The following is a 26097-nucleotide window of genomic DNA, read 5'->3' on the forward strand; positions in this document are numbered from 1 at the left end:
TTTCCTCCCAATTATCTTAACTGATCCATAGCTATATGGTCCATATCAGTAAATGTTTGATTTTCTCCAGCCATTCCCCAAATAAATGTGTAATTTTTAGTTCCTACACCTGAATGAATTGACCAAGATGGTGATATTACCGCTTGCTCATTTGCCATTACAATGTGACGAGTCTCTTGAGGTTGCCCCATTAAATGGAATACTCTTGTATTTTCATCCATATTGAAATAGAAGTAAACTTCCATTCTTCTCTCATGTGTATGTGTTGGCATAGTGTTCCACATATTATTTGGGTCTAATACAGTCATTCCCATTAAAAGTTGACATGATTTACAAACTGCAGGGTGAACATATTGAAATATAGTTCTTTTGTTTGAATTCTCTAAATCTCCTAAATGAACTGCATTAGCATTAGCTATATCTATTTTTACTGTAGGGTAAGCTACATGGGCAGGAGCACTGTTAACATAGTATTTTGCTGGATTTTCTGTAGAATCAGACATAAACGTAATCTCTTTTACTCCCATTCCAACATATAGTCCATCTTTTGGAGCCATTTTATATTCTACTCCATCAAGAACTATTTTACCTGATCCACCTATATTTATAAGCCCAAGCTCTCTTCTCTCTAAGAAAAACTCAGATCCTAACTCTTTACATCCCTCTAATTTTACTTCTGTTTCAACTGGCATAACTCCTCCAGCTATAACTCTATCCACATGAGAATACATTAAGTTTACTTCATCAGCTACGAAAACTGTTTCCATTAAATAGTGCTTTCTTAACTCCTCTGTTGTGTAGTGCTTTGAATCCTCTGGATGATTTGCATATCTTGTATCTAATCTCATAGTAAAACTCCTCCTAAATATTATGAACTTTTATTTTTAATTTTCTTTGTTATCTACTCTTTTACAGCTCCTAAAGTAACTCCTTTTCTAAAGAACTTTTGGATAAACGGATATATAATCATTATTGGAACTATTGATAAAACTATTACAGCATATATTATTGATTGTGGTGATGTTAAACTTTCTGGTGTAATAATCTGTGCTGCTTCTCCAGCCATATTCTTCTCTACTATTAACTTCTTTAAGAAAACTTGTAGTGGTACTTTAGAATCATCAGTTAATAAAACCATTGTCCAGAAATATCCATTCCATCTTGAGATAGCATAAAACAGTGATACTGTTGTTAACGCTGAAGTTGATAGAGGCAAGTATATTTTTGTCATAATCTGCCACTGAGTAGCTCCATCTATTCTAGCTGATTCCTCTAATGATTTTGGCACAGCTTCAAAGAAGCTCTTTAAAATTATTACGTTAAATGTATTTACTGCAAATCCTACAATTACAGATGTATAACTATTAATAAGACCTAAGTCTCTAAAGTTCAGATATCTAGGGATCATTCCTGGATCAAACCACATTGTCACAACAACCATTAAAGTTAGAATTTTTCTAAATTTTAACTCTGGTTTTGATAAAACGTAGGCTCCAGTTATTGTAAAGAACATACTTACAGCAGTTCCTACAACTGTTATAAAGATACTATTTGCATAAGCTAACCATATTCCATCTAAACTCATTGCTGCTTTAAATGATGCCATACTAATCCCTTTAGGTAAGAGATACATCTCTCCTATCTCTAAAAGGTATGGTTTTGTCACTGATGCTGAGAATACATATATAATTGGATATATAAACATTATTCCAAATATTGCCAGTAGGGAATAATTGATAAAATCAAATATTTTTTCATCTTTTGATCTTTTAATTTTACTCATAAATCTCTCCTTTCAAATTTTTTAACAGTCAATACTTTTTACCAAAGTCCTGATGATGTTATCTTCTTACTCCATCTATTTGCTAGGTAAACTAGGATAAATCCAATAACTGCATTAAATAATCCAACTGCTGTTGCTAGACCAAAGTCTTGCATTAACATACCTGTTCTATAAACATAAGTACTTATAACATCTGATGTTGAATATGTTGCTGGTTGATAAAGTAATAAAACTGTCTCAAACGCAACGTTTAGCATACTTCCAACTTTTAGTACTAACATTATAACTATTGTTGGTATAATTGATGGGAAAGTTATAAATCTAAGCTGTTGGAACTTTGTAGCTCCATCTATCTTTGCTGCTTCATATAGTGATTCATCCACTGCTGTTAAAGCTGCTAAATAGATAACTGCATTAAATCCTGTACTTTTCCACATATTCATTCCTGTAAATATTCCTCTAAAATATTCTGGCTTTGATAGGAAATATATCTTTTCAAATCCAAATCTTTCTAAAATGTGGTTTATTACACCACTACTTGGAGAAAGAATATTTATAGTTATTCCAGCTGTTACAACTATTGCTATAAAGTATGGTAAAAACGAAACTGTTTGAACGAAAGATTTAAAAAATCTATTTTTTACCTCATTTAGCATAAGGGCTAAAATTATGGCAAATGGAAACTCAAACACCAAACTATATATATTTAAAAATATTGTATTTTTTAGAGTTGTATAAAAGTATGGGCTTGTTAAAAACTCTGTAAAGTTTGCTAGTCCTACCCATTCACTTCCTGATATTCCCCTAAATAGATTGTAATCTTTAAAAGCGATTATAAGACCATACATTGGTTTATATGCAAATATCATATACCAAAGTATAAATGGAAGAAAAATCAGATATAATGACATTTGATCTTTTACGTTTCCTCTTTTTAATCCAGTCATTATTTTCTTAATGAGACCTACTTTTTCTGATTCTGCTCTTTCATCTAATTCTAAAATATTTTCTTTCATACTAACCCTCCTTACTTATCTACGTTTTGTAAGGTGATTATAGTTTAAAATTTTTAAAGTGTAAATCATCATTTTAGGATATACCTTTTTCTATATATCATTTTTCTACTTTTAAATCAATAAAAGTACACTATATTCTTTATTAGTTACTAGAATTAATAAATCTATCATATGCCTTTTGATTTATATCTATCGCTTCTTTTAGCCCAATTTCATTTAGTCTATTTAGAAATTCGTCATATGTTTTATTAAAATCTACAGCTCCTAAAATCCATTTTTGATTCATCTCTTTTACAGCCATATTAAGTTGTGAATTTATTTTCTGTATTTTTCTATTCTCCTCTTTTGTATATTTTAAAGTTGGCATAGGATCTACAATATACCCATTTTGCATATACATCTCTGCCCATTCTGATGCTTTTGGATTTCCCCAAGCCTTTTCATACTCATAATCTTGTAGAGCACCTATTCTAAACTGTATCCCTTTATCTCTTAAAACCTGTAGAGGTGTCTTCCCATCAGCTTTCATAACTGTATCTGTAAATTTCTTTTTACCGTTTTCCTCTTTAACAAAAGTATCATTTTCTATACCCCAGTTAGATAACTCATACCCTTTTTCAGAAAACCAGTAATCAAAATATTTTATAGCTGCAACAGGGTCTTTACATGTAGCACTTATTGCCCACCCACCTAAATAAGTTGTTCTAGCATCTGGAGCATAACTTTTCCCTTTATACTCTGGGGGTGCTATTGCAATAAACTCAAAATCTTTTACTTTATCTTTTAACTCTTTGTCTTCATTGTATGAAGCTGTACTAGCAAACCAATCAAAAGTTACTCCTCCTAAATCATTTCTTAGCATATAATCTCTTGCTTGGAATCCTCTTGTGAATATTTCAGGATCTATTAACCCCTCTTTATACCATTTTATAACTTGAGGCATAGCTTCTTTAAATCTCTCTGTTGTTGGACCAAATTTTACTTTTCCATTTTCATCTACATAAAATCCTATCTCTGCTCCAAACATACCTACTAATTCTTTATCAGCAAACTCCGCTGATCTTTCAAAGTATGGAATTTCATCAGCTTTTCCATTTCCATTTGGATCTTTTGTTTTAAAAGCTACCATAACTTCATATAGTTCATCCATTGTTTTTGGCGTTTTTAATCCTAACTTATCTAACCAGTCCTTTCTTATAAATACCCCTTGAGCAGCTCTCATATTATACCAATCATAATAATCTGGAATAAAATAGATATTCCCATCTGCTGCTACAGCATCCATCTTATATCTTGGATATTTTTCAAAAAATGCCTTTATATTTGGAGCATGTTTATTTATTAAATCATTTAATGGCACTATTCCTCCATCCATTCCTAAACTCTCTAGTTTTTCAGGGTAAGCTAAAGAGATAATATCAGGAAGATTTCCAGATGAAACAGCTAGATTAAAAGCTTGTATCTCATCTGTTAAATTTTTAGAACTATAACTTTTTAATTTCACATTTGTATCCTTAAACGCCTCTTGGAAAACCGTCCAATTTTCATCATATGTCTTTCCATTTTGAATAGCTAAAATGCTTAATTCCAAAGGTTTTTCAGAGATCTTATGCTCATTTGCTAAAACTCCTCTTTGTAAAAGTCCCCCAACTAATAGTAATAACCCGATTTTTTTATTCATGACACCCTCCATTTTATATAATATTTATCCAATCATTTTGCTCTTTTAAAAATAGAGACAATTGATTTTTTAAATTTTTCTTTACCTCTTTATACTCTATATTATCAACCTCATTTTTCATCTCTAAAGGATCCTTTTTCAAATAAAATAACTCTTCTAAATCTCTAGGATCATATATGTATTTAAACTCCTTATCTACTACTGATCTTCTTATATCACCAATAGCTACTTGATTTCCTGAATATTGACTGTAGGCATATCTATGCTTTTTTTGAACCTCACTATTTAAGATATTTTCTCCAACAAAGATCTCTTTACTTTCTAAATTTAAATTCTCTAATACAGTTGGAAGTATATCTAGATGACTGACTACTGTTTCTATCTTTATCCCATTTTTCTCTGGCATTTTTATTATTAAAGGGACATTTATACTTTGCTCATACATCTCCATTTTCTGAAACATCTTATGTTGACCTAGATGATCCCCATGATCAGCAGTAAATACAAACATTGTATTTTCATACTCACCTTTCTCCTTTAACTTTTGAATTATCTCCCCTATTAATTCATCTGCATAATTGGTTAATCCTAAATATGCTCTCCAAACATCTTTCCAATGCTCTAAATCTTTCTCTTCAGCTAGTTGTGCTGCTATCCCCTCTCTTCTTTTAGGTGGTTCACCTTCACATATTTCATTTATATTTTCAGGAAGTTCTGGGTCTGGGAATCTATCCATAAGTTCTTTTAGTACTCTAAAAGGTGGATGAGGAGCCCATATATTTATAAACATCCCTATAGGATTTTCAAAAGTTTCACTTTCTAAATAATTAAGGGCATTATCAATATAAAACCTATCTCTAAATAGATTTTCAGATTTTTCAAAAAGTGAAACTCTAGAACCTGTATACTGTCTATCTTCATATATATCTCCATGTCTTTCACTAACTTTAACTCTATCTTCAACGACTCCAAATAGTGGAATATTCTCTCTTTTGCATATTTTTTCATAGTCATCATCTGTTAAAAATTTTTTAAATTTAACTCTATCTTCTAAAGATGGTTTTAAAGTTATATGTTGCATTCCAAAATGACTTACATCATATCCACTTTCAAATAGATACTCGTGAATTGTTTTACTGTTTCTTGTTATTTCTGGTATGTTTTTTAAATCATTTATTACCACACTATTTTTAGTTGGAAATCTTCCTGTTGCTAGTGCAGTTCTAGCAGGAACACATAGTGGACATGTTGTGTAAGCTCTTTTAAAATCAAAACCTTCTGAAGCTAATCTATTTAAATTTGGAGTTACCTCTTTACCATTTTGTATCATCCCAATAGTATCTGCTCTTTGATGATCTGTTGTTATAAAAACTAAATTTTTCTTCACTAAAAACACCTCCTCTTAATTTTTAAAAACCTTCTAAATTTCCATGACATAAACTCATTTATTTAGAAGGTTTTTTATTAATTATTTTATTTTTTTAGTTGTATATATTTTGTTTCACCACTTCTAATATTATCTATTTTTAAAATAGTTTTATTTTTTTCTGTTCTTATTTTTAAATTTTTATCAGTAGTTTCAACTAGTTTATGAGCACCATCTATCTCTAAAACAGACATTACATTTGAAAGTTGAGTTGGATCACTTACCCAAAGCTCCAATGTATTACCTTTTTCTAAAGCTAATAACGACAGTGTACTAAAACTCTTATATTTATCAACTTTATGTTGATTATCTTGCCAAAAGTTTATTCCAATATAATCTTTAATCTTTATTCCATGAGCTTTATCATTTTGAGATAATACTACAATATCATTTTTAGATATTTCGTCTAAACCTACACTGTACAAATAACCTGCATTTTTAGGATTTTTACCATGATTTATATAAGTTGTTATATATTCAACTTCTATTGGAGCGTCACTTTTTCCACCTATATTTTTCCAATTTCCTACTCTAGACTCTTTTTTTGTTACTACCTCTTCATCTGATAATACTGTATATTTAAAGCTTTCACCATCTGTAATTCTGTTATCAATAGTAGTGTGTATTTCACCATCTGAACTGTTAATATTAGATCCCATTGCAAACATTGTATTATCTATTAAAAACCATGATTTTTTACCTGAAGTTTGATTATTCCATGAAAGAAAATCCATAGCTGCTAAAGTTACCTCACCTGTTGTCACTCCTCCTACAAAAGATTTAGGACTCATCTTAACTTTATGTCTTCTCTCTCCAGATCCATCTCTTCTTTCATTTATACTAGCTGTTACTCCTGGAAGGTGATACATATCAACTGTTGGCCAAAACTCTTTAGATTTATCTGAATTTTCACCATAGATATATGTAACTCCATCTCCTGTGTACCATCCCTTTTTATTTTCTCCATTCATTGTTTCATAATTTCCAATTCTAGATGAATGCATTCCTATAACAAACTTTATATTTTTTGGTCCCAAATGAACTACTCTATCCATTCCCCAAAAAACTTTACTTTTTGGTTCACTTATTTTTTCATACTTCTCATTTATTTCTATATCTTTCATTATCTCTTTTAACTTTAAATTGTATATTTTTTCAGTTGTCTTATAAGATATATTTTCATCTAAAGCTTTCTTTACAAGTTTTCTTATCTTAGTTTTATATGGTTCAGGAGCTCCCTCTGATATCATAGCTACTGATGTTACAATTCCTCTACCTCTTTCAAGTTCATTGCTTCCATCTCTTGAAATCGATCTTCCACTAACTGCATCTGTAACTCCACCATTTATAAGTAAAAATGAATATCCATCAATTATAGAATCATATATATTGTTTAATCTCTCATCTTTCATTTCATATTGTGTACCTGATGTAAGGTATAAAATTGAACCTAATCCATTAAACAATACTGAAGCATATGTTCCATTATAAGCGATGTTTCCATGTTGTACAAAAGATGAATCTTTATAAAATCCATCTCCTGTAGTAACATACTCTCCAACATCTGCAACTGCTGAAACCCCATCTAAAACTTGCTCTTTATCTTCCATTAAAAATCCACGTGTAAAAGATATTATTGATGTATCCATTCTATTTCCACCTGTTGAGACTCTTAACTCTGGTGATGATGAGTATTTTGCAGATGGACTATATCCTGAATATTTTGCATAAGGTTGAAAATACTGGGATGCTTTTAAATATTTCATTCTATTTTCTACTGGAATTTCATCATACATAATTGCCACTATTTCATTTATATTTTTTGGTATTCCAAGCTCCCATTGCCACCAGTTTCCATACTCTGGAGCTCCTTCATAATATGCATTTCTATGAAGCCACTCTAAAGAATCCAAAATTTCTTTTTTAATTTTCTCGTCTTTGTAGAAGTCTGTTCCTGGAACTACATAAGCTTTACTTAAGTTTTTTAATCTTTCATAAGTTGTTTGAATTTGAACTCCACTTTTCATATCCTCTAAATCTGAGTATATTGACATTCTTGCTTCATTATAATTGTAGTTTTCTAAATTCTTTTTTCCCATGTTATTCAAAGTATTAATTGTATCTTTTTTTACTTTTGGACTTTCTAATTCTAAACTCTCTTTCCCTGTTAAAAACTCTGCCCATTTTAATCTCATATTTTTAAAATCTTCTTTTTCACTTTGAGATACACTTGATACATTTGCAACTATTTCTTTATTTGAATTTTCTTTAATTATCTTCTTTTCATTTGCTTCAACTATACAAACAGATAGAAGTAGCATTAACATTATCTTCTTTTTCAATGTTCTCCCCCTTTAATTAAAAGCTATAACTTACTCCAACCATTGGTCTAAATGAGTGATATCTATTTTCATTACCTGTTGCTTTATTTTTAGCTTTTATTGTTAATAGTGTAGCTCCTATTGTTCCTGTAAGCCCTGGTGCTAAAGGTTGGATATACTTTAGACTATATCTTGTTTCATAATTTTCAGATTTTATTATCTGAGTTCTTGTGTCATTAGAGTATCCACCATTATATATAGGGAATCTTGCTTCTAACTGAGTATAAGCTCCATTTCCAAAGAAATATCTAAATGTCGGTCTAATCTGAGTTAGTCTTTTTCTTTCTGTAGCATTGTTATGATCATGCCACGTATCCTCTCTAAATAGATTTAATCTCATAAATGCTCTTGGCATAAGTCCAGAATAATCTATTCCACCTTGATTCTCCATTATGAAGTCTCCTTGTCCCTCTTTATCTCCAATATAATTATATTCATATATATTTGTAGAACTTCCATTTAAAGCAAATCCATTACCCAAATTATATATAAAGTTTGGAGTAAGTCTAATTTGGTGAACTCCTCTTTTTACCTCTCTAAAACCTTTTTTACCATAATTTTGTGGTTTTTCACTCGTTTCATTTCTATATGCAATATTGATTCCATATCTTCCTCTAGAGAAGGTATCATTCCATCTAGCTTCTAAGTGAACTCTTGTTGCATGTTGTTCCGCTTCATTTGTTTTTAACCCTTGGAACATTTCATTATCTTTATAATATCCTTCAAAGTAATAAGACCATTTTGATTTTAAATCATTTAAACTCATAGTTAATTTTGGAACATATAATGTAGATGCAGCATAATCACCTGGATATGGATTACCATCCATATCAAAATATGTCCTATCTGAATCATCCTCTGCTTCTAATAAAATATTAACTGTTCCTCTCCATCTATCACTCTTATTTCCAGATAGATTATCGAAATATGTATTCACAACATCTCCTACAGAGTTAAATTTATATTTTCCACCTACAGTTAAACTATCTGAATCATATTCTTTTGATTTTGTAGAAGTATAACTTCCTAAAAGAGAGAAATCCTCAGTTAAATTTAATGATGCAAAAATATTGTATGATAACATATTTTCCATTTTTGTCGTTTCTATTCTATGCTTTTCTGATAACCCTTGAAGTTTTAATACTTTTCCATCTTTTATATTTCCCAATTCTGTTTCATATTCAAAATTTCCACCAACAACATATTTTTTTCCAAATAAATATCCTGTTTTCTCTAAAAGAATTCCAGCCTTTGGAACAACAGAATCATAAAACTCTTCGTCTACAGTTCCTTTACTATTTATAGCTAACTCATTTTGTGGTTTATTTGTTGGCAACGGATCTTCTGTTATATTCCCTTGAACTATTTTAGTCCAATCTATCCCTCCATAAACTCCAAATTTATAATCATCTTTTAAAACATTATATGCAGCTACAGTTCCTAATCCAAATCCATATGTTGGGAAAGTTGAATCAAAACTTCCATAAGTATTTCCATAATTTACTGTTCTTTTTAAAGAGTTAAATGAATTTGTTATTCTAGCATTTGAAGTCAAAGAAAATCTATCTGTAAACTTATAGTTATAATATCCTCCTACATAGATATTATTTAAATCTGCACTTCCATATTCTCCACCTTCAAACTTAACCTTTCCATTAGATCCTCCATATATCAAACCTAACTTAGCATTATTTTCAATCTGCTTTTCTGTAACTCCTAAAATTCCATGCTCTATATATGAAACATCCATTAATCCATTAATTCTATGATTATTATCCATATATATTACATCTTGTGTTGATGAGTTTGTTGCTCTTTCTCTAGTAAAATCACTTTGATTTACTCTATCCATCATTCTTTTTGATAGAGTTCTTGAATTTATAGAAGCTATATCAGCCATATATCCATAAACTCCACCTGAAAGTTGTTTCATAGCACTTGTAAACTCTCCTGCTGTTTGAAGTTGTTCTGCATCAGAAACAGCATAGATTAATGACTTGTCTATATTTTTAGCTTCTAAAGCACTCTTTTCAATTCTATCTCCTTCTAATAAAGTAACAAATTTAGATAATTTAGATGTTGTTAATATATTTTCATAACTGTTTTTCTTAGCTATTATATTTCCATCTTTTACTTCATAATCCCAAATTACAGATGATTTTATATTCGCATTTTCACCTAACTCAATATCCACTCCACCAAAAGCTTCTGATAAGTTAAACTCGTTTCTTCCATCTCCAGATATAAAAGAGAAACTCACATCTCCATTTAAAACTAATTTATCTGCTGAAATTATTGAATTTTCTAAAGTTTTATCAGTTAAAGAATTTTTAAAATCTACAACTAATGTACTGTTAGAGATTTCCAATTTTCCTTTATCTGCTGTTATAATTCCATCATTTTCAAGTTTATTTTTATTCTCATCAAAGTAAGCTTGATTTCCTTGGTTATATTCTAAATCTATAAAAGAGTTATCTATTTTGCTATTTCCACCTGTTGCTGATAAAATCTCATAATTCTCTATTCTTATATCTGATAAATTATTATCTCCTTGGAAAAACAAGGCATCTATTCCTACTCCACCTAAAATATCTCCCTTTACTTTTCCACCTTTTAATACCACGTTATTATTCGTTGGAGCATCATAATATTTTTCAGTTATAGGATCTTTTAATCTAAGAACTTCTGATCTTATGGCTACACCATATCCACCATCTATTACTCCACCTTCATTTACAAATGTTCCATTACTAACTAAAACTGCATTTCCAAAGTTATAGTTTTTAATTTCCCCTGTATTTACAAACTGCCCAGCTACTTTAACTCCTGAACTTACAGAGTAATTTTCTATTAAACCACTATTTTTTCCTGATGATTCTGATCTTATATCCATTCCTATCCCAGTACTATTATTAGATATAACTCCTAAGTTTTCACCATATCCATTTTTTTCTATTTTCATCCCTAAAGCTTTATCAAATACTGTTATTTTTCCATTTTCATTATTTAAAACTTTACTATCTGCTCCAGTTGCACTCATAGCTGATGTATTTATACCTGAAGTTTGGATTAAACCATTATTTTCAACAGTTGCTCCACCTTGAGCTAAAACTGCATTTGATGTTTGACCATCTCCCTCATGAATTATTGTTCCGTTATTTATCCCTACACTTCCTAATCCATCTGCCTTTATACCAGCTGTATATTGTTTTCCTGAAACATAGATATTTCCTGCATTTACTCCCTGACCTGCTCCTGATATTGAGATTCCAGATGAAGAGTTTCCTGTTATAGAGATATCTCCTCGATTTTCTCCTTTTGCTCCTGTTTCAATTGAAATTCCTATTCCCTCTTCTACGACTATCTTTCCACTACTTGTTCCAGTCGCTCCACCACTTAATTTTATCCCTTTTGCTTTATTTAAAACTAAAATATCTCCTAAATTCTTCAGTGATGAACCTTCTTTATCAGCTGCCATTCCCGATACATTTACCGCTGATACTTGAATCAATCTGTTATTTTCAATGTATCCTCCTGTTTGAGCTAACATTGCGTTTGATGTCTTTCCATTTCCTACATGAATTATAGTTCCATTGTTTATTCCTTTAGAATCAGCTCCTACTGCTTGCATTCCTGAAGTAAATTCTCCACCTGTCACATATATATTTCCATTATTTGTTCCAATACCTTTTCCACTTATAGATATACCTACTGATTTATTTCCTGATACATTAATCACTCCATTTTTTTCATTTACTCCTAGAGCATTTTCTCCTAATACTAAAAATCCAGCTGTATTATTAGTTTGTAAATTTATTATTCCTTCATTTTTTCCTATTCCATTTGCTGAGACTTTTATTCCGTTTACCTGTCCCATTTTTTCAGTGAGAGCTCCGTAAGATACATTTATTATTCCCCTATTTGTACCTTGTGAAACTGTAACTATTCCATCTTTTACTGCTCCTTGTATCATCATTCCTGATGAGTCTTTTCCTGATATATTTATTATTCCTGTTTCAGTGTTTTCTACATATCCACCATTTTGCGATAGTATTGCATTTGAAATATTAACTCCATCTCCTTCATGGTTTATTATTCCACTATTTATCCCTTGAGTTCCTATTCCAAAAGCTTGCATTCCAACAGTACCTGCTCCAGCTGTAACATTTATTATCCCTTTATTTTCTGCTATTGGATTCTTTTTAGATGATTCGCTTACCTTTATTCCAACAGAATTATTTCCTGATACATTTATTACTCCTGTTGTTTCATTTATTCCTTGAGCATTTTCTCCTGATACTAAAAATCCAACTGTATTATTAGTTTGCAAATTTATTGTTCCTTCATTTATTCCAATACCGCTGGCAGAAACTTTTACTCCGTTTACTGAACTTTCTCCATCTCCTTTTCCATAAGATACATTTATTATCCCCTTATTTATCCCTTGAGAGTTTACTTCATCTTTTACCCCCTGAATTAACATTCCTGAAGAATCTTTTCCTGATATATTTATTACTCCTAATTTACCGTTTTCTATATATCCGCCATTTTGACTAAACATAGCATTCGAAACCTTTGCTCCATCACCTGAGTGATTTATGATTCCATTATTTATTCCTTTAGCTCCTACTCCAGTTGACTGCATTGCTTTTGCCGTTCCTCCATTGACAACAATAGTTCCTCTATTTTCAACTATTGATGGCTCTCTAGATGCAACCATACCCGTTGCATCTCCACTTATCGTTAGCGTTGCATTATTAATTTTATTTTGGTTTTCATATGCTTGTATAGCGTTTCCCGTATCTTTTACTAAATCTTTATTATTTTCAATTACAGTAAAATTTGAATAACTCACTAAACTCTTGCTAGAAAACAATAGAAAGATTCCTAACAATACCATTTTCTCTTTCGCTTTCATACTACCCCCGTTTTATTTTTATTTTAGTATTCCCATAATACCTCACCAATTTTCGTGTGTAAATCAGCCGTTTTTTATATACTTTTTTCTATGCAAAAAAATATATAGCTAAAATTAAATATCTTTCGCTTCTATATATTTTTTGCTAGAATTTAGCACATATAAAATAGAATATTTACATTTTATACTGTTATATGTAATATTTACCCATTAGAAATATTATTAATATTCTCTTTTCAATTCCTAAGGAGGACACATGAAAGAAATTAAAAAAAATATTCGAAAGAGTCAAATTTTAGAATTAATTGATACTCTTTCTAAAAAAAATTACACTCCAATCTATGCAGATAACATAGTTGAAGCTCGTGATATTGTTCTAAACTTAATACCACACGGATCATCTATTGCATTAGGTGGCTCTGTTACTATCAACGAATTAAATTTAATTGAACCTTTTAAAAGCAACAATTATAAATTATTCGACAGATATAACCAACCTGATTGGCCTTCCACTGTTGAATGTATGCGACAAGGATTACTTGCAGATTATTTTGTTACAAGTACTAACGCTATTACTAAAAATGGAGAACTTATTCAAATGGATTCTGGAGGAAATCGAGTTGCTAGCTTACTTTACGGACCTAAAAATGCCATTGTTATTTGTGGAATCAACAAACTTGTTGATACATGCCAAGATGGATTAAATAGAATTCAAGAGTTTGTTGGACCATTAAATTCAAAAAGAATTAACCATAAAACTCCTTGTAACATCTCTGGAAAATGTGAAAGCTGCAATACAAAACAAAGAATCTGTAATTTTACTACTATTGTAAAATCTGGAGAAAGAGTTAATGGTAAAACTTTTATTGTAATTATCAATGAGGAGGTTGGATATTAATGGATCAAAATTTAAAATGGTTTTATGACCTAAAAGCAAAAGAGATTACTAAGTTACTTCTCCATAAAGAGTATGATGCAATATTAGTTAAAGATTTAAATGAATTAAAAAATATTTTAATCTCTAAAATTCCATCTTCTGAATCTTTAGTTCTTGATCAAACACCTTTTCTAAACTCCTTAGAACTCCTTTTTCCATTAAGTAAAAAAGGATGTCGAATATATGATTATAAAAAGGAACAACAGGCTATTCTAGCTGATAACTTTATTGCTGAATGTGATTTTATCACTGAAAATGGAGAGCTTATATTTCTAGATAACTTTGCTAGTTCTGCATCAATCTTTGGACCCAACAAAATTTTTGCTATTGTTGGAATTAATAAATTTGTAAAAAATTTAATTGAAGCTGAAAAAAAAATGCCTGAAATTTTAGAAATTAGAAATCATTTTAACGATACAAATGATAGTTTTGGGATTATTCATCATGGGAGAAAATTTCCAAATAAATATACTGTTCTTGTAGTTCCAGAAAATATCGGTTTTTAATATTTTTAAATATTAAATGCATATAAAAAAGCAGAGTTTTAGCTCTGCTTTTTTCATTCTACCAATATTTTTTCCACTCTGGTTTAAATAATCTTGTTAAAGCCTCTAAATAATAGTAATCTCCCCAGATGTTACACTCTTTAACTCCTGAACCGTGAGGAATTGAGTAAACTGCATCTGTTAAAAGTCCATTAGAATAATCTAAATCTTTTGTACTATAGTTTTTCATAAGTGATTTCATCATTTTATGAGCTGCATTTAAATAGATCTCTCTATCTGGATCATTTGCATCTAAATATTGATCCATCTCTAAAATTCCACATACTGCTATAGCTGCAGCTGATGTATCTCTTGGTTGTCCAGAGCCATCTGTAAACACTAAATCCCAGTAACATACGTCATCTTCTGGTAGATTATTTATAAAGTAATTTGTAACTCTTTTATAAAGGTCCATATATCTTTTATCTTTTGTATAACCATAAGCTAATGGGAATCCATAAACTCCCCAAGCTTGTCCTCTTGCCCAAGCTGAAGTATCTGAATAACCTTGTGCAGTAACTCCTCTTGTAGGTTCTCCTGTCTCATGATCAAAATAATATGTGTGATGAGTTGATGAATCCTCTCTAACAACAACACTTGAAGCTGTAGCTAAATGTTTCGCTCCAATCTCAGCAAATTTTTTATCCCCAGTCATCTCTGTTGCCCAAAATAATAATGGCACATTCATATTACAATCTATAATAAGTCTATAATCCTCTGGTTTTCCTAGATCTCCCCAAGCCTGAATAAACTGCCCTTTCTCTTGAAATCTTGTTATTAAGTGTTCAGCAGCTTTTATTCCTACCTCTTTAGCTAATTCACTTCCTGTAACTCTCTCTTGAGCAACTGCTGAAAGAGAGTATAAAAATCCAATATCATGGTGATTAACGTGTACCTTATTCTCTATTCTTGTTTTATAACCTTTTAATTGGTACTCAGCTATTTTTCTATATTTTTCATTTTCAGTCATCTCATAAGATAACCATAACATCCCTGTCCAAAATCCTACTGTCCAATCATCAAAATCCTCTGCATTTTTTGTTCCAGGATATATATTATTTACACTAGCTGCTCTTGGGTATGTATCTATAAATACCTTTGAATTTTCATCTACTTTCTTCATAGCTTCGTGCATTGCAAAAAATAGATCCTCTTTTGACAGCCTAAACTCTTTTGAATATTTCTCTCTCGTCTTTTTTAATATCTCCATTTTTATCTCCCCTCTTATCAAGTTTAAAATTTAAACTTTCAGTTATAATTTAAATGGATTATACGAGTATTTTTTTTGGTTGTAAATCTTCTTTTTTGCATCTTCCTTTTTCTATCTCTTTTTTATATTCCGTTTTAGCTTTATTTTTCTAAGATCTCTTCTGGATTAAATTGTGTTGGAGATATCCCCTCATATTTCTTGAATATTCTTATAAATGTATTAGAACTATTATAACCTAACTCTTCTGCTAAATCTTTTATCTTTATATCTTTTTTCTCTTTTAATATCTCTTTTGCTTTCTCTATTCTATAAAGATTTATATAATTTTTAAAGTTATCTCCCATAACTTTTTTAAATAATATACTGGTATATTTAAATGATAATCCTAAATAATCTGCCAAATTATCTAAAGAGAAATCTATTTGATAGTTTTTATCTATATAATTTTTTATTTTCTCTCTTATGGCTTCATTTTCATCCTGTTCACTAGTCTTTTTTTGTTTACATATTTCAGTTATAAGTTCATTAAAAATACTTCTAATTTTCTCTAAATTTCCTGTTTTTGTAATACTTTCAATATCTAATTTCTCACAACGCAATGAACTTTCAAACTCTTTTAACTGAACGACAACTCTATTTAAAGTGTTATAAAGTAGTCCTGTAAACTCTTTGATATCCTTTTTATCCATTGCTTCTGGATTTATTCTATCTATGAATATTTCATCTACTATTTTTTTAGCACCCTGTAAGTTTCCATTTAGTAGCTTTGAAACTAATTTCGCTTCTGTTTCAATAGGATATGTAAGTATTAGTTTTCCACTTTTTATATTTTCAGAAAATAGAACTTTTCTTCCTTTAGCCATAAACTTTGCATCTAAAATCTTTTTACAAGTTATATACTGTTGGGGGAAACTCTCTACAGATACAAACTCTTTTGATACTGCTGCTATTAACTCTACACTATATTTTTGTCCTATATTTTCCAACATAAAGTGAAAAGCATCCTCAATAACAGAGTCACTTTCCTCAGGTATTATAAAAGCTATACTTTTGTAGTCTATATCTATATGTTCATAGACTCCATTTGAAGATAAACTTTCTTTTAAATACTCTCTAGCTAAGGTAAAGTTTTTAAAATCTAACCCTTCATCATCACTATCAAATATCTCAACTAAAACAATCTTTAATTTTCTTCCTTGAAGAGATTTTACTTTTCTAGTTAACTCTCCAACTTCATGTATTTTTCTTATTCCTAAAACAAAATCTCTTAAATTCTTTCTTCTATCTACAACTGCTAATGTATTTATCTCTCCTATTAATTCTTTTCTTTCTTTATACAGTTTAATAGAATAATCTATTAACATAGCTAAAAGCCCTAAAGCTAAAAATATAACTATCGACATTAAAAATAGCATTTGATAAAAATGAGAATAGTTTGGTGTATATAAAAACTTAAAATTTAATCCACTGCTTCTTAAAACGTAACCCCCATCACCTTTTCTTTTGGTTACAATATTTCTCTCTAGCTGATAGACTTTATTATCTTTTAAAATTTCCCACTTTCCTACTTCATCATCAAAAAGACTTGAGAAAAAAAGATCTCTATCTAAATTTACAATCCAGAAAATTCCCTCTTCTAAATTAAAAATTTTATTTTTTAAAATAAAAACAATCTCTTTTTCTTGAGGAATTAAAATTAAGTTTGAATTTAATTCCTCTTGTTTTTTCTTTTCTACTCCAAGAGTTTTTAAATAGTTATCTTTATTTTTAGTTCCATCTCCTGTAACAATAATATCAGAGTTATCTTTTCCTAAACTTAAAGTATATCCACTTTTTCCATAAATATTATTCTTCTTTTGGATTTCTTGTAAAACTTTTATTAAATTATAGTATGATATCTCCTTTGAGTTATAATACTCCTTTATAGGTTCACTATTTTCCAAATCACCAATAGAGGACATAAATAATTCTATTTTTAAATTTATTTTATTTAAAAGCCTTTCAACTCTTAATTCCTCATCTTTTTTATACTCACTATATTCCTTTACTCCAAATAAAAATATAAATATTGAAGCAAAAAATAAAAATCCCCAAACTTTTTTGTCCAAAAAAATATTTTCACGTTCTTTTTTTAACATATTGCCCCTTTTACAAAACCTTTTTATTTATTATACTACAATTATAACTTCCCATGCAATAGTATAATTAATTGGATTCACTCCTAAATCTATCCAAATTTTTATAAACCTATTTTCCTCTTCACCATATATTTCCAAATTTATTTTTTCACTTTTATAAAATTTATATATTAGATTACCTAAAGATATCTCTTTAAACTCCCCAGTTACAAAAGTATCCTTCATTGGCTTTCCATCAATACTTATAGTTTTATTTTTCAAATTAGAGATTCTCATATTAGCTACAGTTGAGTAAACCTCTCCCTCTCCTGTTATATAATTCTCTAAATAAACCATACCTGTCTTTTTAAAAATATAGTTTTTCTTACTACTTAACTTACCATTCCAGTTGATAAAATCCATATAGGCAACTCCTGAATCTTTATCTCCATATCCTTCAGCTACACTATTTTTAGGCATATTTTCCACAGAACTTTCTACACCTTTTATATTTTCCATTTCCATCTTTATCTCTGTTGTCCCTGGAATATAATAAAAATCTACACCTTTCCAATAGTCTATATACTCATCTCCTTTTGAGTATATATATACTGCTCCATCCCCTGTAAACCACCCTTTTGTATTCTCTCCATTAAATGTTTCAAAGTTACCAATTTTTTTTGAATGCATAGCAAGTCCTATGGCAAACTCTCTATTTCTATAGAAAACTCTATCCATCTCATTAAAACACTTTACCTCACTAGAGTAACTTTTAACTTTAATCTTTGAATTTTTTAATACATCTTTTGATAAGTTATAAAATATAGCTCTTTTCTCTTTTTCTGTATATAGATAACATTTATCTAAAGACAGCTCTCTTTTTGCTATTTCTAAAAGTTTTACTCTATTTTCTTCATCCACTCCATGAGCCAATAAAAGTAAAGAGTTTATAACCTCATGTCCTATTTGATGATCATTTCCATCCCTTGTTATAGCTCTACCATTAACTATATCTGTCATAGCTCCTTTAAAAAATAGAGGTTCAAAAGAGTTGTAAACTCTTTCACATATTTTTTTAGTATCTATTTTTTTTCTAAGTTTTTCATCCACTAAATATATTATTTCAGCAATTCCTGATAGTAAAACATTTCCATAAGTTCCTGCATATGGTATAAACCCGTGCTGTATGAAAGATCCATCTGCATAAAACCCGTCTCTATTACTTAATGTTTCTACATTTTTTTCAGATATTATCTCTAAAGTTTCAGATATAGATTCTACTGCTTTTTGACATATCTCTAAACTATTTAAAAGAGCACCTCTTAAAAACATAATTTTGCAAGTATCAATTAAATTTCCTCCAGTTGCTGATCTTAAAGGAGATCCACTTGGATGCATTGCCACTGGATTATTTCCTAAATATCTCTCATCTGGTAAAAAATATTTTGTTACATCTATTATCTTATCTATTAAATCTTTTTCTAACTTCTCATAAAAAAGAATCAATATATCATTTAATAGTAAAGGATATCCAATCTCCCATTGCCACCAGTTTGTATGCTCTACAGACTCTAAATTATAGTAATTTTCATAATTATTTTCTAATACTTCATGAGCTATTACAAATAGTAGTTCATCTTTATAATAAACTGAATTCTCTGTATTATAAGCTACCCCTAAAGTTAATATTTTTTTATAACTATCTCTAACTCTTTCTACTAAAACTCTTTTTTCGTTCTCTTCAATTAAAGTTTTATTACATTTATATTGTTTTAAAATACCTTCACACTCTTGCTCCAATTTTTTTAAAGTATCCTCTGGTGCAATTTTCCCTGTTAAATATTCTATACGTTTTTTTAATATATCCCCCATTTTTTCTTCTCCCTCTTATAATCTTTTTTCTATATCTCTTAAACTCTTTTGTCTTTAATATACTTGCTATGATATTTTTAGTAAATATACCATTTTCTTTAAACATCATCTTTTTTCCATAAGAAATATATCTTATACAAAATAAAAAGTGTATGCCTTATAATTTCAAGACATACACTTTATTTTCTTCTATAATTTGATGGAGACTCTTTAAATTTTCTTTTAAAAATTAGAGTAAATGCACTTGGCGATGAAAAAGATAAAATATCAGATATATAGCTAATTTTATAATCTGTAGTTTTTAATAATATTGCTGCTTTAGTCAACTTTTGGTTTAGTATATATTCTGATGGAAAAATACCTAAGTACTTTTTAAATTGCTCTTTCAATACTTTATTATATGTTTTAAACTCCTTCTCTACATCACTAACAGTTATCCTTCTGTCAATATTAGAATCTATATATATAAGTATATCCATAAAATTTTTATCGTTTAAATAATTAAATCCAATATTATTTTTTCTTTCTCCTAGGTAAAAAATCACATCTAATAATAACTTAAAAAAAGTAAGTTCTTTATCCTCTATTTTTAAAGCTTTTTCTATTTCAAACAGCACTTTTTTTAGATTATAAATCTTTATTCTTCGATACTCTTTCTTTTTTATCTTATTATTTAATGTTTCTAATAAAGAACAATCCTTTATTCTAAAAACATCTAATTTACACTCTCTTGTTAAAACTAAGATACTATTAAAGTAAAATTCATTGCAAATTATCAAATCTCCCTCTTCAAAAAATACATACTCCTCTGAGTTATAGTAATATAAACCTTTCCCTTTTGTACAAATTCTAATAACTGTACCACTTAAATTTTCTAAATCTTTAAAATATCTTTTTTTTCCTTTAACATCCTTATAATTAACTCTAAACAGTTCATAAAAACTATTCTTTATAACCTCTATCTCGCTAGACATTAATTTTCTATCCTCCTATTTAAAGTCAATAAATGGGATATCCTCTCGCTACCTACTTTTTTATTAAAAATCTCTAATTTTACTGATTATCAAATCATACTTTTCTTTAATAAAGGACATCGGGGGACATCTTTATATTCGAAAAATTTTTGTAATGTTGTTTAACTTAAGTCTTAAATAAATATGTTTAAAGTAAATGCGAGAGGATATAGACTTTCTGAATTTTTTGATTTTAGTAAAATAGTCTTGCTCTTATAGTACTCTATTTTAATGAAAAAAAATGTCATTTTAAAAAATATTTTAACACTTTTTTAAAAATATTTTTGTAAAAAAAAAGACTAGATAAACAATTTATCTAGCCCTATTTTCCATTATGCTTTATGAGCATAGAAGTGTTCACAATCTCCAAACTCTTTTTCTTTTAATTTCATTAACTCTTTAATAACTTCATTAAAATCAATATTTGAGAACTCTAAATCTTCAATACCTCTTTCTATAACTGTATATCTATCATCATCTACTTTTGTTAAAGTTATTGTATGATCCTTAGCTAAAGGCATCTCTTTTTTAGTAAATATTACTTTCTCTCCAGTTTTCATTTCGTTTACACACTCTAAAATAAATGCTTCAAATTTTTCTACTGTTATTTTTTTAGACATAGTAATTCACCTTTCCCTTAAATATATGTTAGTTTTATTTTTTACTCTCTGTAATTCTTCTTCTACAAAAAATAGATTTTTCTTTTATTTTTTATATATTTTTTTATTTCATAATTCTAAAGGAATTTCTTTCTTAAGTTAGTAAAGTAAAACATACAATCATATAAATAATTTAATTATAGTTTAACTATAGAAGGAGGCTACAATGGCTCTAAAAGAGGATTTTTATAAGATTTTAGAAGTTAATAAAAATGCCAGTGAGGCTGAGATAAAAAAGGCTTATAGAAAACAAGCTCGAAAATATCACCCTGACAAATTTAGTTCTTCAACTGAAGCTGAAAAAGCTACTGCTGAAAAAAAGTTTAAAGAGGTTAATGAAGCTTATCAAATACTTTCTGATCCAGAAAAAAGAACTCAATACGATAACTTCGGTCACGCTGCTTTTGAACAAGGTGGACCTAGTAGTTCTCAAGGTTATGGTCAATATGGTGGTGGACAAAACTATCAAGATTTTAACTTTGGTAATTTCAACTTTAACTTCAACGAGTTTGGTGGCGGTGGAGGTGACGAAGATTTAGGAGATATCTTTGGATCTTTCTTTGGTGGTAGAGGAGCTCGAAAAAGAGGACCTCAACCTGGAGGTGATCTCTCTATGGAGATTGAAATCTCTTTAGAAGAATCAGCTAAAGGTGGAGAAAAAACTATTCGTTACGCTCGTACTGGAAAAAATGGAACTCCTGAAGAGGTGGAGAAAAAATTTAAAATTCCTGCTGGTATAGCAGATGGACAAAAGTTAAAGTTAGCTAAATTTGGTAATGCTAGTACAAGTGGAGGGCCACATGGTGACCTTTACATACACATAAAAATTAAACCTGATGATCTTTTCATAAGAGATGGATATGATGTTATCTGCAAAGTTCCCGTTAGTTACTACGCTGCAGCTCTAGGTGGAGAAGTAGAAGTTCCAACTTTAAGTGGAAATAAAAAAATTAAAATTCCTGCAGGAACTCAAAGTGGAAAACGTTTTGCTTTAAGAGAGTATGGAATTTTTAATCCTAAAACTAAGAAAAAAGGAACTCACTACGCTGAGATAACAATTGAAGTTCCTGTTGATTTAGATGAGGAACAAAAAAATCTACTTAAAGAGTTTGATGAAAAACTAAAAGATAAAAATAGAAAAATTAAAACTAGCTTTATAGAAAAAGTTAAAAAGTTTTTTAAACTATAAAAAAAGCTGAAGGTCATCTTCAGCTTTTTTACTTACATATATAGTTTCCCTGAAAGAAAATAGTTTATTCCTGAGGCTGGTACTGCTATTAAACTTGTTTCTTCATAGTTATACTTTTGATTAAATATGTTGTTTACTCCAAAACTTACACTTAATATATCTGTAGCCATATATGTTATCATAAGATCTGTATAGTTATAGCTATCAACCTTTGTATCAATAGTATTATTCTCTTTACCATACTCTTTAACTAAATAACTTCCAACAAGATTAAAATTAGCATTAAATTTTATTCTCTCAGTCACTTCATATCCAGCTCCTAAAATAACTTTTCCTTTTGGTACCATTGGTAACTCTTCTCCATTATATAATCCCTTGGTTATCTCAGTATTTACATAAGAAAATGACTGATATGTTGTTAGTTTTTCAAAGTATTGCTCTAAGTATAACTCGCCTCCGAACTTTCTAACTTCATTTAAATTCTTATATTGCCACTCTTTTATCGCTGGATTATACGAATTTTTTTGTATCAACATTATCTCATCATGAGTAAATGTTAAAAATAGTGATATATTTATAAAAGTGTCTCCTAAAAAATCCCTTGCTCCTACCTCAAAGTTATCTGAAGTTTCAGATTTTAAATCATTTGAAATATATGTCATATTGACTTTATCTGTTATCTGCCCAGGAAGTGGTGATGTAAACCCTCTTTCATACCTTGTATAGACAGTTCCTGATTCACTATATCTATAGTTTGTCCCTATTTCAAAAGCATAGTTATCACTTCGTTCCTCATCATCAAAACTTCTATATTGATGAATCTTACTCATAGAGATTACTTCTGTTTCACTATCTCTTTTTCCACCATATCTTGAATGCTCATATCTAACTCCTAAAACAAACTCCCATCTCTCTGTTAAGTTATACCTATTAAATCCATAAACAGCATTAGTTTCCTTAAAAATATCATTTTTAAGATCTACCCTGACGTCACCTTTTATTTTTAAAGTTGGTCTAGTTTTAGGAAAAAACTCTCCATTAGCTCGAATTTTACTATCTCTTAAAAGCTTTGTATCGCTATAATCATAACCTAGAACAAGTTCTCCCTTTTCATACACATACTTCCCTCTTGTTTTAAACCCTTTAGTATCCTCTTTAAATCTACCATTCATTGATGCTGGTAGATTTTCTCCTATAATATCAAATGGCATATGACCAAGTTTTGGAAGCTCATAATCCATAAGAGAGTTCTCTATAAAATCTCTTTTATAATTTTGATAGTAAAAAGTATTTAAAATCGTAAATTTCTCACTAAATTTATACTCATAATCTAAGGAGTAAGCCTCTCTTTTAGAGCTGCTTATAACTGGAAATCCCATGGTTTTTCTATCTATTTCCAATATATTTTTTTCTACTGGTGTAGAGTAATCTCTATTTTCATCAAAATATGACATTTGAAATTTTACTCTATTTTTTTCATTAATTAGATAATCTATTCCTCCACTAAAGTTATTACTTTCTTGAGAATCTCCATCTCTATAACCATTACCTTTTAAATAGTTATAGTTAAAATTTCCATATATATCCTCAGTCAAATTTTGTCCCATAGATAATCCCGTATTTCTAAAATCATATGATTTCACTCCACTCTCTAAAACCAAAAAATCCTTTCTTAAAGAGGATTTAGTTATAATATTTACAATTCCTCCAGAACTTCCTGAGCCATTTAATACAGTTCCTCCTCCTGGAACAATCTCTATCTTCTCAATAGAGTTCAAAGAGATTGTATTAATAGGAGTAGTTCCCATAGAGTCATCTATGGGATTTAAACCTATACCATCTTGTAAAATTTTAACTTTAGCTATCGATTTCTCTCCATTACCTCTAATATCAACTTTCGGTCCAAAATATGTATTTTGAATAATTATATTTGGTGCCCCTCTTAAAACATCCTCTACATTCTTATAATTCCCATTATCTATCTGCTCTTTAAATAAAAGTGTTACATTTTTATTCTCTGAAAGAATAGGTGTTTCAAATCCACTAGTTGATAGAATTACTGAATCTTCTAGTTTTATTGCCTTTTCTTGAGAGTAAGTGCAAATAGTAGTAATAATAGATAAAGTTATAACCTTTAATATCTTCATTTTCCCAACCCCTTTTTATAGTCCCTAAAGATATTTACTACTATTTAAAAGATGTTCCTTTGTAACTTTTTATTACTATTTTATTAAAATCTCATCTACTGGTTGAATCGTACTCTTATCCATAGGAAGAACTTGAGATTGAACCTTTCCAAAATCTATCTTCTTTAAATCTATTAATCTTATATCTTGATTATACATAGTTTTATAGTAAAACAACTTTTCATTTAAATTTATAGCTGTTGTCCATTGAGTTGCACTTGTTATCTCTTTAGGTATTTCATTTTTATCTGCATATGTCATTCCAATTGGAATATCAAAGTTATTTAAAATATGAAACGCTTGAGTTATTCCCTCCTCATTTCCTGCCATTTTTGGAGTGTTATTTGCATAAAAAGCTGCTCTTACAAATCTTGATGGTGGAGTTACATCTCCTGGTAGTCCTAACATTCCTGAACCAGCTCCCATTGGGAATATTTTTTGCTGTCCTAACATCTCTGGTTTATTTCCATTTAAATTTAAATTTACATAGTTATTTAAGTTTGTAAGTTGCCAATCAAATCCTGGTGAGTTTGTTAAAACTCCAACCTTATTATCATATATTTTTAACTCTCCACCATTTATAATCTCTATAACTATATTTCCACCTTTAGCATCTGATACTCTCCAGTGTCCTGTTGGTGATGGTTGTCCATTCTCTATTATTATTGGTACAACATCTATCTTTTTAATAGCTTCCTTTACTTCTTCAACTGTGGAAAAACTCGTTAACATCCATTTTACTAAATCCATATCATTTAATGAGTTTTTTACTTTTTTCTCATTAAAAGGTGCTAGCTCTCCATAGTTTAAAAAGAAAAATACCCCTGCATTTAATCCTTTTTCATTAACTCCCTCTCCTATTAAAGATTCATGCTCAACAGATGCTCCTACAAATCCATACTTTCCCTTCCATTTTTTTCCTAATGTTCTATTTGGCATTGGAGACTGATACTCTTTACCTCTTGGCTCTATTATAATTTGACTATTTATTTTATTCTTAGACCACTCTATTGTTCTTGCCTGTATATTATTATTATTTTCTGTCTTTAGAGAAATTCCCGTACAAGCATCTATATCTATTTTACTAAAAGCTATTAAACATGAAAGTAACGCTATCTTTTTTAACATTTCATTTCCTCCTAAACTTTGTTATAAATATTATAA

17 protein-coding genes are annotated in these 26097 nt (G+C 29.4%); 3 read left to right on the forward strand and 14 right to left on the reverse strand.

Annotated features, from left to right (window positions below):
• Positions 1-11 precede the first annotated feature (11 nt).
• The 7 genes from kduI to H5J23_RS10415 form a co-directional block, all read right to left on the reverse strand.
• Positions 12-848, reverse strand: coding sequence for a 5-dehydro-4-deoxy-D-glucuronate isomerase (kduI, locus tag H5J23_RS10385; protein WP_185892062.1), 837 nt, complete (start codon positions 846-848; stop codon positions 12-14).
• 53 nt (positions 849-901) lie between these two features.
• Positions 902-1783 (reverse strand): carbohydrate ABC transporter permease, encoded by an 882-nt coding sequence (locus H5J23_RS10390; RefSeq protein ID WP_185892063.1) that lies wholly within the window; start codon positions 1781-1783, stop codon positions 902-904.
• A 38-nt stretch (positions 1784-1821) separates the two neighbouring features.
• A complete protein-coding gene (locus tag H5J23_RS10395; protein WP_255494380.1) occupies positions 1822-2799 on the reverse strand; it encodes a sugar ABC transporter permease in 978 nt (325 codons plus the stop codon).
• Positions 2800-2941: 142 nt separating this feature from the next.
• Positions 2942-4480: an extracellular solute-binding protein gene (locus H5J23_RS10400; protein ID WP_255494381.1), complete on the reverse strand. Its 1539-nt coding sequence runs from the start codon at positions 4478-4480 to the stop codon at positions 2942-2944.
• Positions 4481-4493: 13 nt separating this feature from the next.
• Positions 4494-5867: a sulfatase-like hydrolase/transferase gene (locus H5J23_RS10405; protein WP_023050434.1), complete on the reverse strand. Its 1374-nt coding sequence runs from the start codon at positions 5865-5867 to the stop codon at positions 4494-4496.
• 86 nt (positions 5868-5953) lie between these two features.
• The gene (locus H5J23_RS10410; RefSeq protein WP_185892065.1) at positions 5954-8248 is read right to left on the reverse strand and encodes a polysaccharide lyase 8 family protein; all 2295 of its coding nucleotides are present in this window, start codon (positions 8246-8248) and stop codon (positions 5954-5956) included.
• A gap of 16 nt (positions 8249-8264) precedes the next feature.
• Positions 8265-13205, reverse strand: coding sequence for an autotransporter outer membrane beta-barrel domain-containing protein (locus H5J23_RS10415; protein ID WP_185892066.1), 4941 nt, complete (start codon positions 13203-13205; stop codon positions 8265-8267).
• A gap of 256 nt (positions 13206-13461) precedes the next feature.
• Between H5J23_RS10415 and H5J23_RS10420 the strand changes: the two genes are divergently transcribed.
• A complete protein-coding gene (locus tag H5J23_RS10420; RefSeq protein WP_185892067.1) occupies positions 13462-14103 on the forward strand; it encodes a lactate utilization protein in 642 nt (213 codons plus the stop codon).
• On the forward strand, positions 14103-14648 hold the full coding sequence (locus H5J23_RS10425) for an LUD domain-containing protein (protein ID WP_023050438.1): 546 nt from the start codon (positions 14103-14105) through the stop codon (positions 14646-14648). Before H5J23_RS10420 ends, H5J23_RS10425 begins: the two co-directional genes overlap by 1 nt.
• A gap of 58 nt (positions 14649-14706) precedes the next feature.
• On the opposite strand, the gene H5J23_RS10430 is transcribed toward H5J23_RS10425, so the two are convergent.
• The 5 genes from H5J23_RS10430 to H5J23_RS10450 form a co-directional block, all read right to left on the reverse strand.
• Positions 14707-15897: a glycoside hydrolase family 88 protein gene (locus H5J23_RS10430; RefSeq protein ID WP_023050439.1), complete on the reverse strand. Its 1191-nt coding sequence runs from the start codon at positions 15895-15897 to the stop codon at positions 14707-14709.
• Between the two features lie 140 nt (positions 15898-16037).
• Complete coding sequence (locus H5J23_RS10435; protein ID WP_023050440.1) at positions 16038-18035, reverse strand: AraC family transcriptional regulator; 1998 nt, start codon at positions 18033-18035, stop codon at positions 16038-16040.
• A 30-nt stretch (positions 18036-18065) separates the two neighbouring features.
• Positions 18066-19886 (reverse strand): polysaccharide lyase family 8 super-sandwich domain-containing protein, encoded by a 1821-nt coding sequence (locus H5J23_RS10440; RefSeq protein ID WP_185892069.1) that lies wholly within the window; start codon positions 19884-19886, stop codon positions 18066-18068.
• Positions 19887-20065: 179 nt separating this feature from the next.
• Positions 20066-20860 carry a helix-turn-helix transcriptional regulator gene (locus tag H5J23_RS10445; RefSeq protein WP_185892071.1) on the reverse strand — a complete coding sequence of 265 codons (795 nt, stop codon included), beginning with the start codon at positions 20858-20860 and terminating at the stop codon, positions 20066-20068.
• Between the two features lie 371 nt (positions 20861-21231).
• Complete coding sequence (locus H5J23_RS10450; RefSeq protein WP_023050443.1) at positions 21232-21519, reverse strand: hypothetical protein; 288 nt, start codon at positions 21517-21519, stop codon at positions 21232-21234.
• Between the two features lie 205 nt (positions 21520-21724).
• On the opposite strand from H5J23_RS10450, the gene H5J23_RS10455 reads away from it, so the two are divergent.
• Entirely contained in the window at positions 21725-22747 is a 1023-nt protein-coding gene (locus tag H5J23_RS10455; RefSeq protein WP_023050444.1) for a DnaJ C-terminal domain-containing protein, read from the forward strand.
• A 32-nt stretch (positions 22748-22779) separates the two neighbouring features.
• Here H5J23_RS10455 and H5J23_RS10460 read toward each other — a convergent pair whose 3' ends face one another.
• Both H5J23_RS10460 and H5J23_RS10465 read right to left on the reverse strand, forming a co-directional pair.
• Positions 22780-24894 carry a TonB-dependent receptor gene (locus H5J23_RS10460; RefSeq protein WP_185892073.1) on the reverse strand — a complete coding sequence of 705 codons (2115 nt, stop codon included), beginning with the start codon at positions 24892-24894 and terminating at the stop codon, positions 22780-22782.
• A gap of 75 nt (positions 24895-24969) precedes the next feature.
• Positions 24970-26061 carry a linear amide C-N hydrolase gene (locus tag H5J23_RS10465; protein ID WP_185892075.1) on the reverse strand — a complete coding sequence of 364 codons (1092 nt, stop codon included), beginning with the start codon at positions 26059-26061 and terminating at the stop codon, positions 24970-24972.
• Positions 26062-26097: the final 36 nt, after the last annotated feature.

Source organism: Cetobacterium sp. 2G large (assembly GCF_014250655.1).
Lineage (GTDB): Bacteria > Fusobacteriota > Fusobacteriia > Fusobacteriales > Fusobacteriaceae > Cetobacterium_A > Cetobacterium_A somerae.